Consider the following 13,890-nt stretch of genomic DNA (forward strand, 5'->3'; position numbering starts at 1 on the left):
CGCGCTTGCAGCGTATGCAGTCTGACACGCTTCGACAGGACAGATGAGGCGCGGCGGCCTGCCCCAGCCTCAACGTCGAGACCGGGGCGGCGTTCCAGCGGAAACGGTCGGATACGGACGATGACAGACGAAACACGGCAGCAGGATCTGGTTCGCGTGGCACGGCTCGCCCCGGATTGGAGTCTGGGGCTGTCGCGGGCGTTCCTGGCGAAGCTGATGGCGCGGCTGGCGCGGGGACGACTGACGGTGGTGACGCCGGATGGCGCCGTGCTCGTGCAGCAGGCGCCGGAGCCCGGCCCCGACGCGATGATCGTCCTCAAGCGCTGGCGGGCCATTCGCCGGCTCGTGCTGCAGAGCGATATCGGCTTCGCCCGCGCCTATTGCGACGGCGATTTCAGCAGCCCTGACATGACGGCCGTGATCGAACTGGCGGCCGTGAACGACCACACGCTGCGCGCCATGATCTCCGGGAGCTGGCCGGCGCGCATGCTGACGCGGATGCTGCATCTCGGGCGCGCCAACACCCGCCGCGGCAGCAAGCGTAACATCACGGCCCATTACGACTTGGGCAATGCCTTCTACGCGCAGTGGCTCGACGAGAGCATGACCTATTCCTCGGCGCTCTATACGCAGCCGGGCCAAACGCTCGAGCAGGCCCAGGTCGCCAAGCTCGACCTGATCGTCGAGCGGCTGCAGCTCAAGGGCGGCGAGCGCGTGCTCGAGATCGGCTGCGGATGGGGCGCGCTGGCGGAACGGCTGGCCCGCGAAGGCTGCCATGTCACGGGCATCACGCTCTCGCCCTCGCAACTGGCCTATGCGCAGCAGCGCATTGCCGATGCCGGACTGTCCGACCGGGTCGATCTGCGGCTGCAGGACTACCGCGACGTGACCGGACAGTTCGACCGGATCGTCTCGATCGAGATGATCGAGGCCGTCGGCCGCGAGTTCTGGCCCGCCTATTTCGCGACGCTGCGCAACTGCCTCAAGCCCGATGGCCGCATCGTGCTGCAGGCGATCACGATCGAGGACAGCCGTTTCGCCTCCTATGCCAGCGGCGCTGACTTCATCCAGCACTATATCTTCCCCGGCGGGCTCCTGCCCTCGCACAGCGCTATGAACGAGCAGATCGACGCGGCGGGGCTGAAGCTCGCCGACCGGTTCAGTTTCGGCGAGAGCTATGCGCTGACTCTGCAGGAATGGCGCCGACGCTTCCTGGTGCAGTGGCAATCGATCCGCCCGCTCGGCTTCGACGAGCCCTTCCGGCGGCTCTGGGAGTTCTATCTCTGCTATTGCGAGGGCGGCTTCCGCAGCGCCGCCACCGATGTCGGTCTGTTTGCGATTACAGTGGGCGAGGGTAAGTCCAAGGCGCCCGCCTGAGCCACTCGCACGGGCCCGCGTGTCAGCGCGGGCCCAGCAGCGCTGCGATCTTCGCGACCGCGGCGGCGAGGTGGCTGGGCTGATAGGGCTTCACCACCAGCGCGGTCCGCTCGTCGATCTCGACGCCTTCGACGCGTGAATGGCCCGTGGCGAAGACGACCGGCAGATCGGGCCGCTTCTCGCGGGCCTTGGCGACGAGCGCCGTGCCCGGCATATCCGGCAGGCCCACATCGGTCAGAAGGATATCGACCTGCGCCTTGTCCAGCATGGCGAGGGCGTCGCGGGCCAGACCCGTCTCGATGACGGAATGGCCGAGATCCTCCAGCATGTCGACGGTCGCCATGGCGATCAGGGCGTCGTCCTCGCAGAGCAGGATCGAGAGCTTGCGCACAGCGGCCGGGGCCGGCTCCGCCCGCGGAGGGGGCGCTGCTGCCAGCCGCTGCTGGGCGGCGTTGGCGAACTGGTGGCGCACCTTCCGCGCGAGCTGCTCGAGCGAGTAGGGCTTGCTCAGCAGCTCGACACCCTCGTCGAGCCGCCCCTCATGGACGATCGAGTTCTCGGTGTAGCCCGAGGTGAACAGCACCGTCAGCCCCGGCAGTCTTTCGACCGCCTTGCGCGCCAGTTCGGTGCTCTTCATCGGGCCGGGCATCACGACATCGGTGAAGAGCATGTCGATATGGATGCCGCTCTCGACGATGGCGAGGGCCGATTTCGCATCGGGCGCCTGCAGCACGCGATAGCCGAGATCGGTCAGCGTCTCGATCACCGTCTCGCGGACGCCCTTGTCGTCCTCGGCCACGAGGATCGTCTCGGTGCCGCCGGCGATCGGCCCGGTATCGAACGCCACCAGCTCGTCCTCGCTCTCGACCGAGCGCGGCAGGTAGAGCCGGATCGTCGTGCCTTCGCCGGGTTCGCTGTAGATCTTCACATGGCCGCCGGACTGCTTGACGAAGCCGTAGACCATGGAAAGGCCGAGCCCCGTGCCCTTGCCTTCCGGCTTGGTGCTGAAGAAGGGGTCGAAGACCTTGTCGACGATCTCGGGCGGGATGCCGGAGCCGGTGTCGGTTACGGCGAGCATGACGTAGCGGCCCGGCGCGACGTCAGGATGGATGCGGGCATAGGTGCTGTCGAGAACCGCATTGCCGGCCTCGATCGTCAGCTTGCCGCGGCCGTCCATGGCGTCGCGGGCGTTGATGGCGAGGTTGAGCAGGGCGTTCTCGACGTTGCTGGGATCGACCAGCGTGTTCCAGAGGCCGCCAGCAACGACGCTTTCGATTTCGATCGTCTCGCCGAGCGCACGCCGCAGCATCTCGTCCATGCCACGGATCAGCTTGCCGAGATTGATGACCTTCGGGGCCAGAGGCTGGCGCCTGCCGAAGGCGAGAAGCTGCGAGGCGAGGCGGGAACCGCGGGCGACGCCCTCCATCGCGTTCTGGATGCGCCGGGCTGCCCTCTCATTGCCCGCGACATCGCGGGCGAGAAGCTGGAGATTGCCGCTGACCACCTGCAGCAAATTGTTGAAGTCATGGGCGACGCCGCCGGTGAGCTGGCCGATCGCCTCCATCTTCTGCGCCTGGCGCAGCGCCGCCTCGCTGCTCGCGAGCGCCGCGGCGGCTTCCGTCTCCGCCGTGATGTCGCGGCCGAACGCATAGATCGTGTCGCCGTCGGGCACGCTGGTCCAGGCGATCCGACGCCTTCCGCCATCCGCCGTCAGAATTGCGCTTTCGGAAGCCATGATCGGCGCACCGCTTGCCAGACGGGCGAGGCGCTCCGCTGCGGCCTCGCGATCGTCGGGATCGACGAAATCCAGGATCGTGCGGCCGACGGTCTGGGCCGATGACCAGCCGAGCACCTTTGTCCAGGTCGGATTGACCGCCGTCACCGTGCCGTCGGGCTTGGCGACGACCTTGAGAACGGGCGAGAGGTTCCAGATCCGGTCACGGTCGCGGGTAGCGCGGCGCTCCTCGGTGATGTCGCGCCCGATAGCGTGGATGCGGCCGGAATCCGGCACGGCCGTCCAGTCGAGCAGGCGGTAGCTGCCGTCGCGGCAGCGATAGCGGTTCTCGAAGGCCAGCGTCGTCGCGCCATGCGAGAGCTTGAGAACCTCGGCCGCCGTGCGGTCCAGGTCATCAGGGTGGACGAAGTCCGACAGGGGCCTCCCTGCCATTTCGCACTCCGTCCAGCCGAGAAGCCGCTCGGCCGATGGATTGACCGCCGTCACGATGCCCTCATAGTCGCAGACCAGCATCAATTCCTGCGACAGCTTCCAGAGCCGGTCGCGGTCTCGCGTGGTCTCGACCTCGGCCAGTTTCTGCTCGTGGATGTCTGTGCTGGTGCCGATCCAGCGGATGATCTCGCCCGCTTCGCTACGGATCGGCACGGCGCGGACCAGATGCCAGCGGAACTCGCCGGCCGCGCTGCGAATGCGGAACTCGGTCTCGTAGCGTTCGCCGGAGGTCAAAGCTCCCTGCCACAGCTTGACCGCCGCATCGCGGTCGTCGGGATGGACGATGGCGAGCCATCCCTCCGCCAGAAGCTCCTGGGCCTCGCGGCCGCTGTATTCCATGACGCGCTCGTTGAACCAGTCGAGCCGGCCGTCCGCCGGCGCGGTCCAGACATGGTTCGGCATCGCCTGGGCGAAGGAGCGGAACTGCGCCTCGCTGGCGCGGATCGCCTCCTGCGCAACGATGCGGTCTGTGACGTCGATGCCGTCGACGAAGATGCCTGTCACCTGGCCGGTTGCATCGGTGATGGGCTGGAAGACAAAATCGACGAAGCGCGTGTAAGACGGGCCGCCATCGGGGTTGCGCGCCTGGAAGCGCGCCCCGGAGGCGCGATAGGCCATTCCGCTCGCGAAGACGTCGTCGAGGATGCGGACATAGCCCTGCTCGGCCGCGTCTGGCAGGGCCTCGGCGACAGTCCGACCCATCACGTCGCGACGGCCGATCAACTGCTGATAGGCCTCGTTGACGAGGGAGAAGCGGTGCTCCGGCCCCTCCAGCATCGCCATGAAGGAGGGCGCCTGCTCGTACATCTGCTGCAGGCGCAGGCGCTCGTTGCGCAGCTGCCGGTCGGCCGTGACCTTCTCGGTGGTCTCGACGACGATCGCGATGACGCCGAGAGGCACCCCGTCGTCGCCGAGGATCGGCGAATAGTCCAGGTTCATCCAGACCTGGGCCGGGCCGGAGCCGCGGTTCAGGGTCAGCTCCTGATCCTTGTAGGAGAGCGTCCGGCCCTCGCGGAAAACGGTGCGGACGACGTTGTCGTTGAAATCGGCGACCTCGGGCCATCCCTTGCGAACCTCGGAGCCGAGCAGTTGCGGGTGGCGCGCTCCCGCGAAGACGGAATAGGCGTCATTGTAGATCATGATGCCCGGCTCGCCCCAGAGCGTCACGATAGGCAGCGGTGAATGCAGGATCATGCCGACGACGGAGCGGATGGTCGCCGGCCAGCTGTCGACGGGTCCGAGCGTCGTCGCGGACCAGTCGAACCGGGCGATCAGCCCGGCGAGTTCGCTGTCGCCTTTGAGGAAGTGGAAAACACGGGCAGGGTCGGCGTCGGACATGCGGATCCGCCATTCAGGGCCACCGCGCCGGGCGGAATCCGGCGCGAACCCCACCGCGGAAGCGATGTCGGGGCCTGAGACTTCTAGAGCATTGCCGGAACGGGAGGGAATTCGTTTTTTGCAAGCGACGGCAGGGGTTTCACGCCGCGACGCATGGAACCAAATTCGCCTTCAGCCGTTAGGGCGACCCCTCAGGCCCGCAGCGGCCCGGAGAGAGCGGGAGCGCCCAGCGGCAGCCACGGCAGGGCGCTGGTGCCGAAGATCGCCGTGCGCTCGTCGTCGCGGGCCCGGAAGAACGGGTAGAGCTTTTCGACGCGCGGCGCCGCCCGGGCATAGTCGAGCAGCGACAGCATGACCGGCTTCGACAGGCCGGGATAGAGCGTGGCCGGCGCAGCGACGGTGTTGCCCCAGAGGCGGCGATAGAAGGGATAATGTTCCGGCCGCACCGCAGCCAGCATGATGTCCGCGCCGAACTGCTCCATCGCCAGCCAAGGCAGCCGCAGCGTCAGATAGGCCAGTTCCGGCAGGGCCCGTGACCAGTGCGGATCGGCGACGAAACGGGTCGGATCGACCAGCACATGGCCGGCGTCGATCAGGGGCAGGACCGCCTCGGGGAAGACCTGCGCCGTCGGGATCTGCGGCAGGCCCGGCACGGTTATGCTGAGGCGGATGGCTCCCGCCAGATCGCCATCGGCATAGACGCCGAAAATCAGACAGTTCGGATGGTCGTCCACCGGGTCGGTGAAGCGCTCGTCCTCGCTCTCGGCGATCGCACCTTCGCGGAGATAGGCGCGGTAGCGCAGGTTGAAGATGCGTTCGCGGTCAGCGGTGTCGGTCGCGAGACGGTACTCGATGCGCTCCATCGCCCGCAGCACACGGTCGCTCAGGGAGGGCACCTGGAGTGCGGCGGTTTCGACCATGACGCGACCGATGATGGTTAACTGGAATTAACCATCATCGGCCCGCGACGGAGTCGTCAAGCGGCGGTCCGCCCAAGTTTGAGCCTGCCGCAACGTCGCTTGCGAGCGTTTTCCGGGCAGTGCGGCGCGAATGTTACGGTGGCAAGCGAGGGGCTCAGCGAGCCTGGCGGCGCACCGGCAACCGCTCCACGCTCGCCGTCAGCGAGCGCTGGGCGAAGGCGGCGATCAGGTCGCGCAACTGCGACGTCGGCTGCGGCCGGGCGAGGAGATAGCCCTGGACCTCGTCGATCGCTCCCATGCGGGCGAGGGTGTCGAGCTGGCCCACCGTCTCGACGCCTTCGGCCACGACGGTGAGGCCCAGTTCCTTGCAGAGCCGGGCGATGCCGACGAGCAGCGTCTGGTCCTTGCGGGTCTCGCGGCCGCCCGAGACGAAGGAGCGGTCGATCTTGATCTTGTGGAGCGGAAACGACTGGAGATAGCTCAGGCTGGAATAGCCCGTGCCGAAATCATCGAGCGCGATGCGCACGCCGAGGTCGCGCAGGCGCGTCAGCGTCGAGAGCGCCAGCGCATCATCCTGCATCAGCGCGGATTCGGTCAGTTCGACGACGAGGCGGGAGGGCGCGAGGCCCGTGCGCTCCAGCGCTGCCGCGACATCCTCCACGACCGCGTCGCCGCGGAAATGAATCGCCGAGATGTTGACGGCGACCGAGACGCTGTCCGGCCAGTGGGTCGCTTCGCGGCAGGCCTTGTCGAGGACGACGCGACCGATCTGCGCGATCAGCCCGACCTCCTCGGCGATGCCGATGAATTCGCCCGGCGAGACGATGCCACGCTCGGGGTGCCGCCAGCGCAGGAGCGCCTCGCAGCTCGTGATCCGGCCGGTCTGCATGGCCACGATCGGCTGATAGAACAGTTCGAACTGGTCGCTCGCCAAAGCCTCGCGCAGATCGATCTCGACGATCCGACGTGCGCGGGCGACCTCGATCATGCTGCTGTCGTAGAACTGGGCGCAGCCCCGCCCGCTCGACTTGGCCGCGTAGAGCGCGAGATCGGCGTTGCGGATAACGATGTCTGGATCTCGCCCGTCATCCGGGCTGATCGCGATGCCGATGCTGGCGCTGCTGACGATGGCGTTGCCCTCGATCTCATAGGGCTGCAGCAGGCTCGCGCTGACGCGGGCCGTGATCTTCTCCAGCGCCTCGCGCTCGACCATGTCGGGCATGATGGCCACGAATTCGTCGCCGCCGAGCCGCGCGATGAGCGAGGCGGCCGGCAAGGTTGCCGTGAGGCGGCGGGAGACCTCGACGAGCAGCGCGTCGCCGCAGGGGTGGCCCAGCGTGTCGTTGACCTTCTTGAAGTGGTCGAGATCGATGAACAGGATGGCGAAGCTCTTGTCGGCCTCGCCGATCAGGCTCTGGAGATGGGAACGCAGCAGGCTGCGATTGGGCAGACCAGTGAGCGGATCGTAATGGGCGAGCTGGCGGATCATGTCCTCCTGCTGCCGCTGTTCGGTGATGTCCTCGACCACCACGACGGTGCCGGTCACGTCCGATGTGCGAAAGGTGAGTTCGAGGATTCGGCCGTTGACCAGGCTGGTCGTGAGCCGTGCCTCGGCGTGGTCGCGCAACGCCAGACGGGCTGCCAGGACGAGGCTGCGCAACTGGGCGCGGCCGATCACACCGGCGCGCTGCGCGCGGATCAGAAGACGGCCGATGCCGCGGCCGGGCTCCGCCAGGCCGCCCGGCAGGCCGACGATGCCGGGCAGGCGCCGGTTGACCAGCGAGAGCATGCCGGACTGGTCGAACATGCACAGGCCATGGGCCATGTTGTCGAGCGCGGTCTCGAGCCTGGCCGCCAGCAGGCGCTCATGCTTGGCCGAGACGACGGCCGTCGTCAGCGTCGCGCGCAGCTTGTCCGCGATGGTCTTGAAGCTGACGAGGAAAGGCGCGAGCACGCAGGCGACGACCGCATAGTGGCTGTTCCCGGCCAGCGTCAGGCCGGCCAGCAGCGGCACACCGGCGCAGCTGAGCTGGGTCATCACCAGCATCCGGCTGCCGTAATTGCGGCCGGCGACGCCGATCATGTTGGCGAGCGTCATCGAGAAGGCGAGGAGCTGGACCGGCGGACTCGCCTGCAGGGCGAAGGCAAGGAAGGACCAGAGCCCGAGCACGAAAACATAAACCGAGGACAGGGCGGTGTAGCGCAGTTCCCAGCGGGCGGCCTGGCTCGGCCGCCTCAGGGTGCGCGACGCGGCCTTGAACTGCACGGCGTCCACGGCCCGGACCAGCGTCAGCACCAGCATGGCGAGGGCGCAGCCATAAAAGGCGACGTGACCCGTCATTGCCGCCGTGACGAAGGCCGCCAGCACCGAGCCGCTGGACCCGACAACCAGCGTGCGCGGGTCCGCATAGAGCGAGCGGACCAGCGAGATGTAGACCTCGTCGCGCAATCCCTGATCGATGACGCGATGGGAGGAACGAGAGGGCATCGGTAGTCCCTGGGGCCACAACCGGGGGAGCATGGCGAGCGACGGTTAAAATGCCGTTGTGCTTCCGCAGTGGCTGGCTGTCGCTCGATGGCCCCGCCATCTCGGGTCCGGGTTAACGCGTTGGAGAGATCGGCACGCCATGCTCGGCATCCGAGTGCCGCTCGAACCACCGGACCACCTGCCGATGCTGCCCTTTCCGCGTCTCCTCAGCGGTGCGCCGGTGCGCCTGTCGCAGGCGCCCTGCGCGTCATGCCTGCTCGACCTCGCCGAGAGTTCCGGCATGGCGGGGGCGGGGCCCTGTCCGCTCAAGGCCGCGTTACTGCGCCGGCTCGCCGAGGGCCCGATCACGGCGGGCGAAGCCGCGACCGCATCCTGCGGCGCCTTCCTGCCCGGCTTCGCCGATGAGGAGGTGGAGGCGCCGCCGACCGTCGTTCCGCTGGCGGGCCGTCTGCTGAGCTGAGACGTCGCCTCAGACGGGCTCGAGACACACCGCGCGAGCAACTGCATAGGCGGTCTCGAAGGCGGGCAGCGGCAGGAATTCGAAGCGCGAGTGGAAGTTGTAGGCGCCGGTGAAGAAGTTCGGCGTCGGCAGCCCGCGGGCGGAGAGCGCCGCGCCGTCGGTGCCGCCGCGCATCGGGATCAGCTTGGGCTCGACCCCCAGACCTTTCATCGCCGCCAGCAGGCGATCCACCGGGCGGCGATCGTCGCCGAGGCTGTCGGCGATGTTGCCATAGGTGTCGGAGAGGCTGCAGGAGACCCGCCCCGTCGGGTAGCGGTCGGCGATCGCCTCCGCCACCTCCGTCACGCGTCGCTTGCGCCGCGCGAAGCTCTGACGGTCGAAATCGCGGATGGCGAGTTTGAGAATGGCCTGACCGGGATTGGCGGTCATTTCCGTGAACCAGACATAGCCTTCGCGCTGCTCGGTCCGCTCCGGGGTTTCCGCGCGGTCGAAGGCGGCGATGTAGTCATGCGCCATCAGCAGCGGGTTGACCATCACGCCCTTGGCCGACATCGGGTGGGCGGGGACGCCGGTGAAGGCGAGTTCTCCCGCCGCAGCGTTGAAGTTCTCGATGACGACCTCGCCGACCTCGCAGCTGTCGATCGTATAGGCGAAGTCGCAGGGGAAGCGGGCGAGGTCGAGCGCCTTGGCGCCGCGCAGACCGATCTCCTCGTCCGGCACGAAAGCGATCGCGAGGTCGCCATGGGGATCGTCGGAGCCGAGCCGCGCCAGCAGCGTCATGATGATCGCCACCGCAGCCTTGTTGTCGGCCCCGAGCACGCTGGTGCCGTCGCTGAACAGGATGTCTTCGCCGGTCCAACGGCGGATCTCGGGGTGGTTGGCGACGCGCAGCCAGATGTCCTGATCGCGGTTCAGGCAGAGATCCTCGCCCTCGAAGCGCAGGATCTGCGGGCGGATGACGGGCGAGAGGCCAGAATCGACCGTGTCGAGATGAGCGATGAAGCCGATCCGTGGCGCGCCAGGGCGGTTGCCCCGCTTCACCGCCGTGACGGTGGCATGATCGTCGACCACGACGTCCGACAGGCCGAGAGCGCGCAGTTCCCGCGCCAGGAGATCGGCGAGGCTTTGCTGGCCCGGCGTGCTGGGCAGAGCTGTGGCGCGTGCATCGCTCTGGCTCTCGATGGCGACATAGCGCAGGAAGCGCTCGGTCAGTTCGGCGCGGATGGTCATGGCGTCTCCGGTCCCGCCGGCGCTTTGCCGGCGGCGATCACCCGCCATAGCGGATGTCGCGTCTCGCGGCGACCCGCTGGCTGGCACCTGTGGTGCGGCTGTCTGCGTCCGCGCCGGGATTTGCGGCGAATCAAGGCAGATGAGCCGGTCTCGCAGGCAGAGAACGGCTTGCCTTCGGCGCCGGCTTCGCCGAGGAGAGGCCGCGCATCGGCGCGAGGCCCGGCCTCGCGATGCAGAGGGCAGAGGACGGGACGGAAGAGACGAGCATGAGCAACCAGTATGTCGAGAAGGTCCTGTCGGTTCATCACTGGAACGACACGCTGTTCAGCTTCCGCACCACCCGCAATCCCGCCTTCCGCTTCGAGGCCGGCCAGTTCGCGATGATCGGCCTGATGGTCGAGGGGCGCCCCCTGCTGCGCGCCTACAGCATGGCCTGCGCGCCCTATGACGAGGAACTCGAATTCCTCAGCATCAAGGTGCCCGACGGCCCGCTGACCTCTCGCCTGCAGAAGATCGTGCCCGGCGACGAGATCCTGATCGGCCGCAAGGCCACCGGCACGCTGCTGCACGACAATTTGGTGCCAGGCCGCAACCTGTATTTCCTATCGACCGGCACCGGGCTCGCACCCTTCATGAGCCTGATCCGCGATCCGGCCACCTATGAGCGTTTCGAGAAGGTCGTGCTCGTCCATGGCGTGCGACTGGTGTCGGAACTGGCCTATGAGACCTTCATCCGCGAGGAGCTGCCGGCTGACGAGCTGATCGGCGAGATGGTCGCCAGCCAGCTCATCTACCATCCGACCGTGACCCGCGAGGACTACCGCAATCGCGGCCGCGTGACCGAGCTGTTCGCCTCGCCGGACTGGTTCGCCTCGCTCGGGCTGCCCTTCGCCAATGCCGAGAACGACCGGGTCATGCTCTGCGGCAGCCCGGCGATGCTGGCCGACATGAAGGTCCAGCTCGAGGGACGCGGCTTCGTCGAGGGCTCGAGCTCGACGCCGGCGACCTATGTGGTGGAGCGCGCCTTCGTCGAGAAGTGACGGGACGCAGGCCAGCTTTGCCTTTTTGAAAGGCAGCCGGCTCGTTTTCGGCCTTGTGGCCGGTCGTCCGGCGTGATGACCTGCAGCGGTTCGTCGCCGAGCCGGAGCCTACGCCCATGTCGCCACGCATCGCCTTCGGCGGGTTCCTGCACGAGACCAACACCTTCGCGCCGAGCAAGGCGGGACTCGACGCCTTCATCCAGGGTGGCGGCTGGCCGTCGCTGGCGCGGGGCGAGGCCGTGTTCGAGGCGGTGCGCAACGTCAATGTCGGCGCCTGCGGTTTCGTCGAGACGGCGCGCGGGCTGGGCTGGGAGATGGTGCCGACGCTGTGGTGCGCCGCCAGCCCCTCCGCCCATGTCACGGCCGAGGCTTTCGAGACGCTGCTGGGCGAACTGGTCGAACGCACCGCGGCGGCATTGCCGCTGGATGGCGTCTATCTCGATCTGCACGGCGCCATGGTGGCGGAAGGCTTCCCGGACGGGGAGGGCGAAACGCTGCGGCGCGTGCGCGCCGCGATCGGCCCGGACGTACCGCTGGTCGCCAGCCTCGATCTGCATGGCAATGTCACGCAGCTCATGGTCGACAGCGCCGATGCGCTGGTGGCCTATAGGACCTATCCCCATGTCGATATGGCGCTGACGGGCAGCCGCGCGACGACCTATCTCGCGCGGCTGATCGGCACGGCCAAGCGCGACGCCAAGGCCTTCCGGCAGATCCCCTATCTGATCCCGATCGCCTGGCAGGCGACGGCGATGGAGCCGTGCGCGACGATCTATGCCGAACTCGCCGCGCTGGAGGGCGACAGCGTGCCGACGCTCTCCTTCCTGCCGGGCTTCCCGGCCGCCGATTTTCCCGATTGCGGGCCGACTGTCGTCGCCTATGGCGCGACGCAAAGAGATGCCGACCGGGCGGCCGACGCCGTAACGGCGCGCGTGATGGCGAGCGAGGCTGCGTTCAACGGCAAGGTCTTCGCGCCGGACGAGGGCGTGAAGGCTGCGATGGCGCTGGCGCAAGGGGCGACCAAGCCGATCGTCATCTCCGACACGCAGGACAATCCCGGTGCAGGCGGCGATTCCGATACGATGGGTATGGCGCGCGCGCTCGTCCGCAACGGGGCGCAGCGGGCGGCGATCGGGCTGATCGTCGATCCCGAGGTGGCGCGCCAGGCGCATGAGGCGGGCGTCGGTGCGACGATCCGGGCTGCGCTCGGCGCCAAATCCGGCATCCCCGGCGATGTGCCGCTCGAAGGCGAGTTCGTCGTCGAGCAGCTCTCGGACGGGCGCTTCGTGGCGCCCGGCCCCTTCTTCGGGGGATCGCGGATGAATCTCGGTCCCTGCGCGGCGCTGCGGATCGGCGGCGTCCGCATCGTCGTCGCCTCGCGCAAGGCGCAGATGGCGGACCAGGCGATGTACCGGCAGGTCGGCATCGAGCCGACCGAGCAGGCGATCCTCGTCAACAAGAGCTCCGTGCATTTCCGCGCCGATTTCGAACCGATCGCGCATTCCATCCTGGTCTGCGCCGCGCCCGGCCCGATGCCGGTCGATCCCTCCGTGCTGCCCTGGAAGCATCTGCGGCCGGGGCTGCGCACCGCGCCGCTCGGCCCTGTCTTCGGCTGATCGCCCTCAATCCCTCCCGGAGTTTCTGCCCATGCCTGCCCTGACCGCGATCGAGGCCTTCACGGACGAGCTCGTCGCCATTCGCCGCGATCTCCACGCCCATCCCGAGATCGGCTTCGAGGAGGTCCGGACGTCGGGCATCGTCGCCGAGAAGCTGGAAGCCTGGGGCATCGAGGTTCATCGTGGCATCGGCGGCACCGGCGTGGTCGGCGTCCTGCAGGGCACGGGTGGGCCGGGCCGGCGCATTGGCCTGCGTGCCGACATGGACGCGCTGCCGATGGACGAGATCACCAACCTGCCCTGGCGCTCGACCATCCCCGGCCGGATGCATGCCTGCGGCCATGACGGCCACACCACGATGCTGCTGGGGGCGGCGCGTTATCTCGCCGAGAACCGCGGCTTCGCGGGCACGGCGATCTTCGTGTTCCAGCCGGCGGAGGAGGGGCTCGGCGGGGCGCGCGCCATGCTCGCGGACAACCTGTTCGAGCGCTTCCCCTGCGACGAGATCTACGGCATCCACAACGCGCCCAATCTCGACCCCGGCCAGATCGCCGTCTTCCCCGGTCCGGCGATGGCGGGGGCGGATTTCTTCGACATCAAGATCACCGGCAAGGGCAGCCATGGCGCCATGCCCCATGTCGGGCGCGACCCGGTCATCGTCGCGATCTCGCTCGCGGCCGCGCTGCAGACGATCGTCAGCCGCAACGCCGATCCGCGCGAGGCGGCCGTGCTCTCGATCACGCAGATCCATGCCGGCTCGGCCTATAACGTGATCCCGGAGGAGGCGGCGCTGGCCGGCACGGTGCGGACCTTCTCGCCCGAGATCGCCAAGCTGATCCGGGAACGGATGCGCGAGATTTGCGCCGGCATGGCGACGACCTTCGGCGTGCAGGTCGACATCGACATCCGCGGCATCTTCGACGTGCTGGTGAACCATCCCGAGCAGGCGGTCGCCACGGCCGCCGTCGCCGCCGAGATCGTCGGGGCGGGCAATGTCCTGACCGAGACGAAGCCGGTGATGGGCAGCGAGGATTTCGCCGACATGCTGCGCGTAGTGCCCGGTGCCTATGCCTGGGTCGGCCACGCCGGCAGCGTGCCGGTCCACAACCCGGCCTTCGTGCTCGATGACGGCATCCTGCCGATCGGGGCGAGCCTGCTGGCGCGGCTCGTCGAAACGCGCAGCAAAGCCTGAAG

The 13,890-nt window shown here is 68.0% G+C and carries 9 protein-coding genes; 5 read left to right on the forward strand and 4 right to left on the reverse strand.

Features of this window, described 5'->3' with window-relative positions:
- Nucleotides 1–120 precede the first annotated feature (120 nt).
- A complete protein-coding gene (locus AX750_RS17775) occupies nucleotides 121–1,377 on the forward strand; it encodes a cyclopropane-fatty-acyl-phospholipid synthase family protein (RefSeq protein ID WP_066725494.1) in 1,257 nt (418 codons plus the stop codon).
- Nucleotides 1,378–1,399: 22 nt separating this feature from the next.
- Here AX750_RS17775 and AX750_RS17780 read toward each other — a convergent pair whose 3' ends face one another.
- The 3 genes from AX750_RS17780 to AX750_RS17790 all read right to left on the reverse strand — a co-directional run bounded on the left by AX750_RS17780 (nucleotide 1,400) and on the right by AX750_RS17790 (nucleotide 8,350).
- Nucleotides 1,400–4,942 (reverse strand): PAS domain S-box protein, encoded by a 3,543-nt coding sequence (locus tag AX750_RS17780; protein ID WP_082735486.1) that lies wholly within the window; start codon nucleotides 4,940–4,942, stop codon nucleotides 1,400–1,402.
- Between the two features lie 191 nt (nucleotides 4,943–5,133).
- Nucleotides 5,134–5,862, reverse strand: coding sequence for a hypothetical protein (locus AX750_RS17785; RefSeq protein ID WP_066725496.1), 729 nt, complete (start codon nucleotides 5,860–5,862; stop codon nucleotides 5,134–5,136).
- Nucleotides 5,863–6,016: 154 nt separating this feature from the next.
- Entirely contained in the window at nucleotides 6,017–8,350 is a 2,334-nt protein-coding gene (locus AX750_RS17790) for an EAL domain-containing protein (RefSeq protein ID WP_197426714.1), read from the reverse strand.
- A 139-nt stretch (nucleotides 8,351–8,489) separates the two neighbouring features.
- Between AX750_RS17790 and AX750_RS17795 the strand changes: the two genes are divergently transcribed.
- Complete coding sequence (locus tag AX750_RS17795) at nucleotides 8,490–8,810, forward strand: hypothetical protein (protein ID WP_066725500.1); 321 nt, start codon at nucleotides 8,490–8,492, stop codon at nucleotides 8,808–8,810.
- A 9-nt stretch (nucleotides 8,811–8,819) separates the two neighbouring features.
- Here the strand turns inward: AX750_RS17795 and pepT are convergent, their stop codons facing one another.
- On the reverse strand, nucleotides 8,820–10,040 hold the full coding sequence (gene pepT / locus AX750_RS17800; RefSeq protein WP_066725502.1) for a peptidase T: 1,221 nt from the start codon (nucleotides 10,038–10,040) through the stop codon (nucleotides 8,820–8,822).
- A 266-nt stretch (nucleotides 10,041–10,306) separates the two neighbouring features.
- On the opposite strand from pepT, the gene AX750_RS17805 reads away from it, so the two are divergent.
- From AX750_RS17805 to AX750_RS17815, 3 genes are all read left to right on the forward strand, one after another.
- The gene (locus tag AX750_RS17805) at nucleotides 10,307–11,080 is read left to right on the forward strand and encodes a ferredoxin--NADP reductase (protein ID WP_066725504.1); all 774 of its coding nucleotides are present in this window, start codon (nucleotides 10,307–10,309) and stop codon (nucleotides 11,078–11,080) included.
- 116 nt (nucleotides 11,081–11,196) lie between these two features.
- Entirely contained in the window at nucleotides 11,197–12,696 is a 1,500-nt protein-coding gene (locus tag AX750_RS17810; protein WP_066725678.1) for a M81 family metallopeptidase, read from the forward strand.
- A 31-nt stretch (nucleotides 12,697–12,727) separates the two neighbouring features.
- On the forward strand, nucleotides 12,728–13,888 hold the full coding sequence (locus AX750_RS17815) for a M20 aminoacylase family protein (protein ID WP_066725506.1): 1,161 nt from the start codon (nucleotides 12,728–12,730) through the stop codon (nucleotides 13,886–13,888).
- Nucleotides 13,889–13,890: the final 2 nt, after the last annotated feature.

The organism is Methylobacterium sp. CCH7-A2 (assembly GCF_001557075.1).
Lineage (GTDB): Bacteria > Pseudomonadota > Alphaproteobacteria > Rhizobiales > Beijerinckiaceae > Allobosea > Allobosea massiliensis.

Coding starts and splice junctions, on each gene's coding strand:
- AX750_RS17775 (WP_066725494.1), top strand. CDS start 121: ATGACAGACGAAACACGGCAGCAGGATCTGGTTCGCGTGGCACGGCTC.
- AX750_RS17780 (WP_082735486.1), bottom strand. CDS start 4,942: ATGTCCGACGCCGACCCTGCCCGTGTTTTCCACTTCCTCAAAGGCGAC.
- AX750_RS17785 (WP_066725496.1), bottom strand. CDS start 5,862: ATGGTCGAAACCGCCGCACTCCAGGTGCCCTCCCTGAGCGACCGTGTG.
- AX750_RS17790 (WP_197426714.1), bottom strand. CDS start 8,350: ATGCCCTCTCGTTCCTCCCATCGCGTCATCGATCAGGGATTGCGCGAC.
- AX750_RS17795 (WP_066725500.1), top strand. CDS start 8,490: ATGCTCGGCATCCGAGTGCCGCTCGAACCACCGGACCACCTGCCGATG.
- pepT (WP_066725502.1), bottom strand. CDS start 10,040: ATGACCATCCGCGCCGAACTGACCGAGCGCTTCCTGCGCTATGTCGCC.
- AX750_RS17805 (WP_066725504.1), top strand. CDS start 10,307: ATGAGCAACCAGTATGTCGAGAAGGTCCTGTCGGTTCATCACTGGAAC.
- AX750_RS17810 (WP_066725678.1), top strand. CDS start 11,197: ATGTCGCCACGCATCGCCTTCGGCGGGTTCCTGCACGAGACCAACACC.
- AX750_RS17815 (WP_066725506.1), top strand. CDS start 12,728: ATGCCTGCCCTGACCGCGATCGAGGCCTTCACGGACGAGCTCGTCGCC.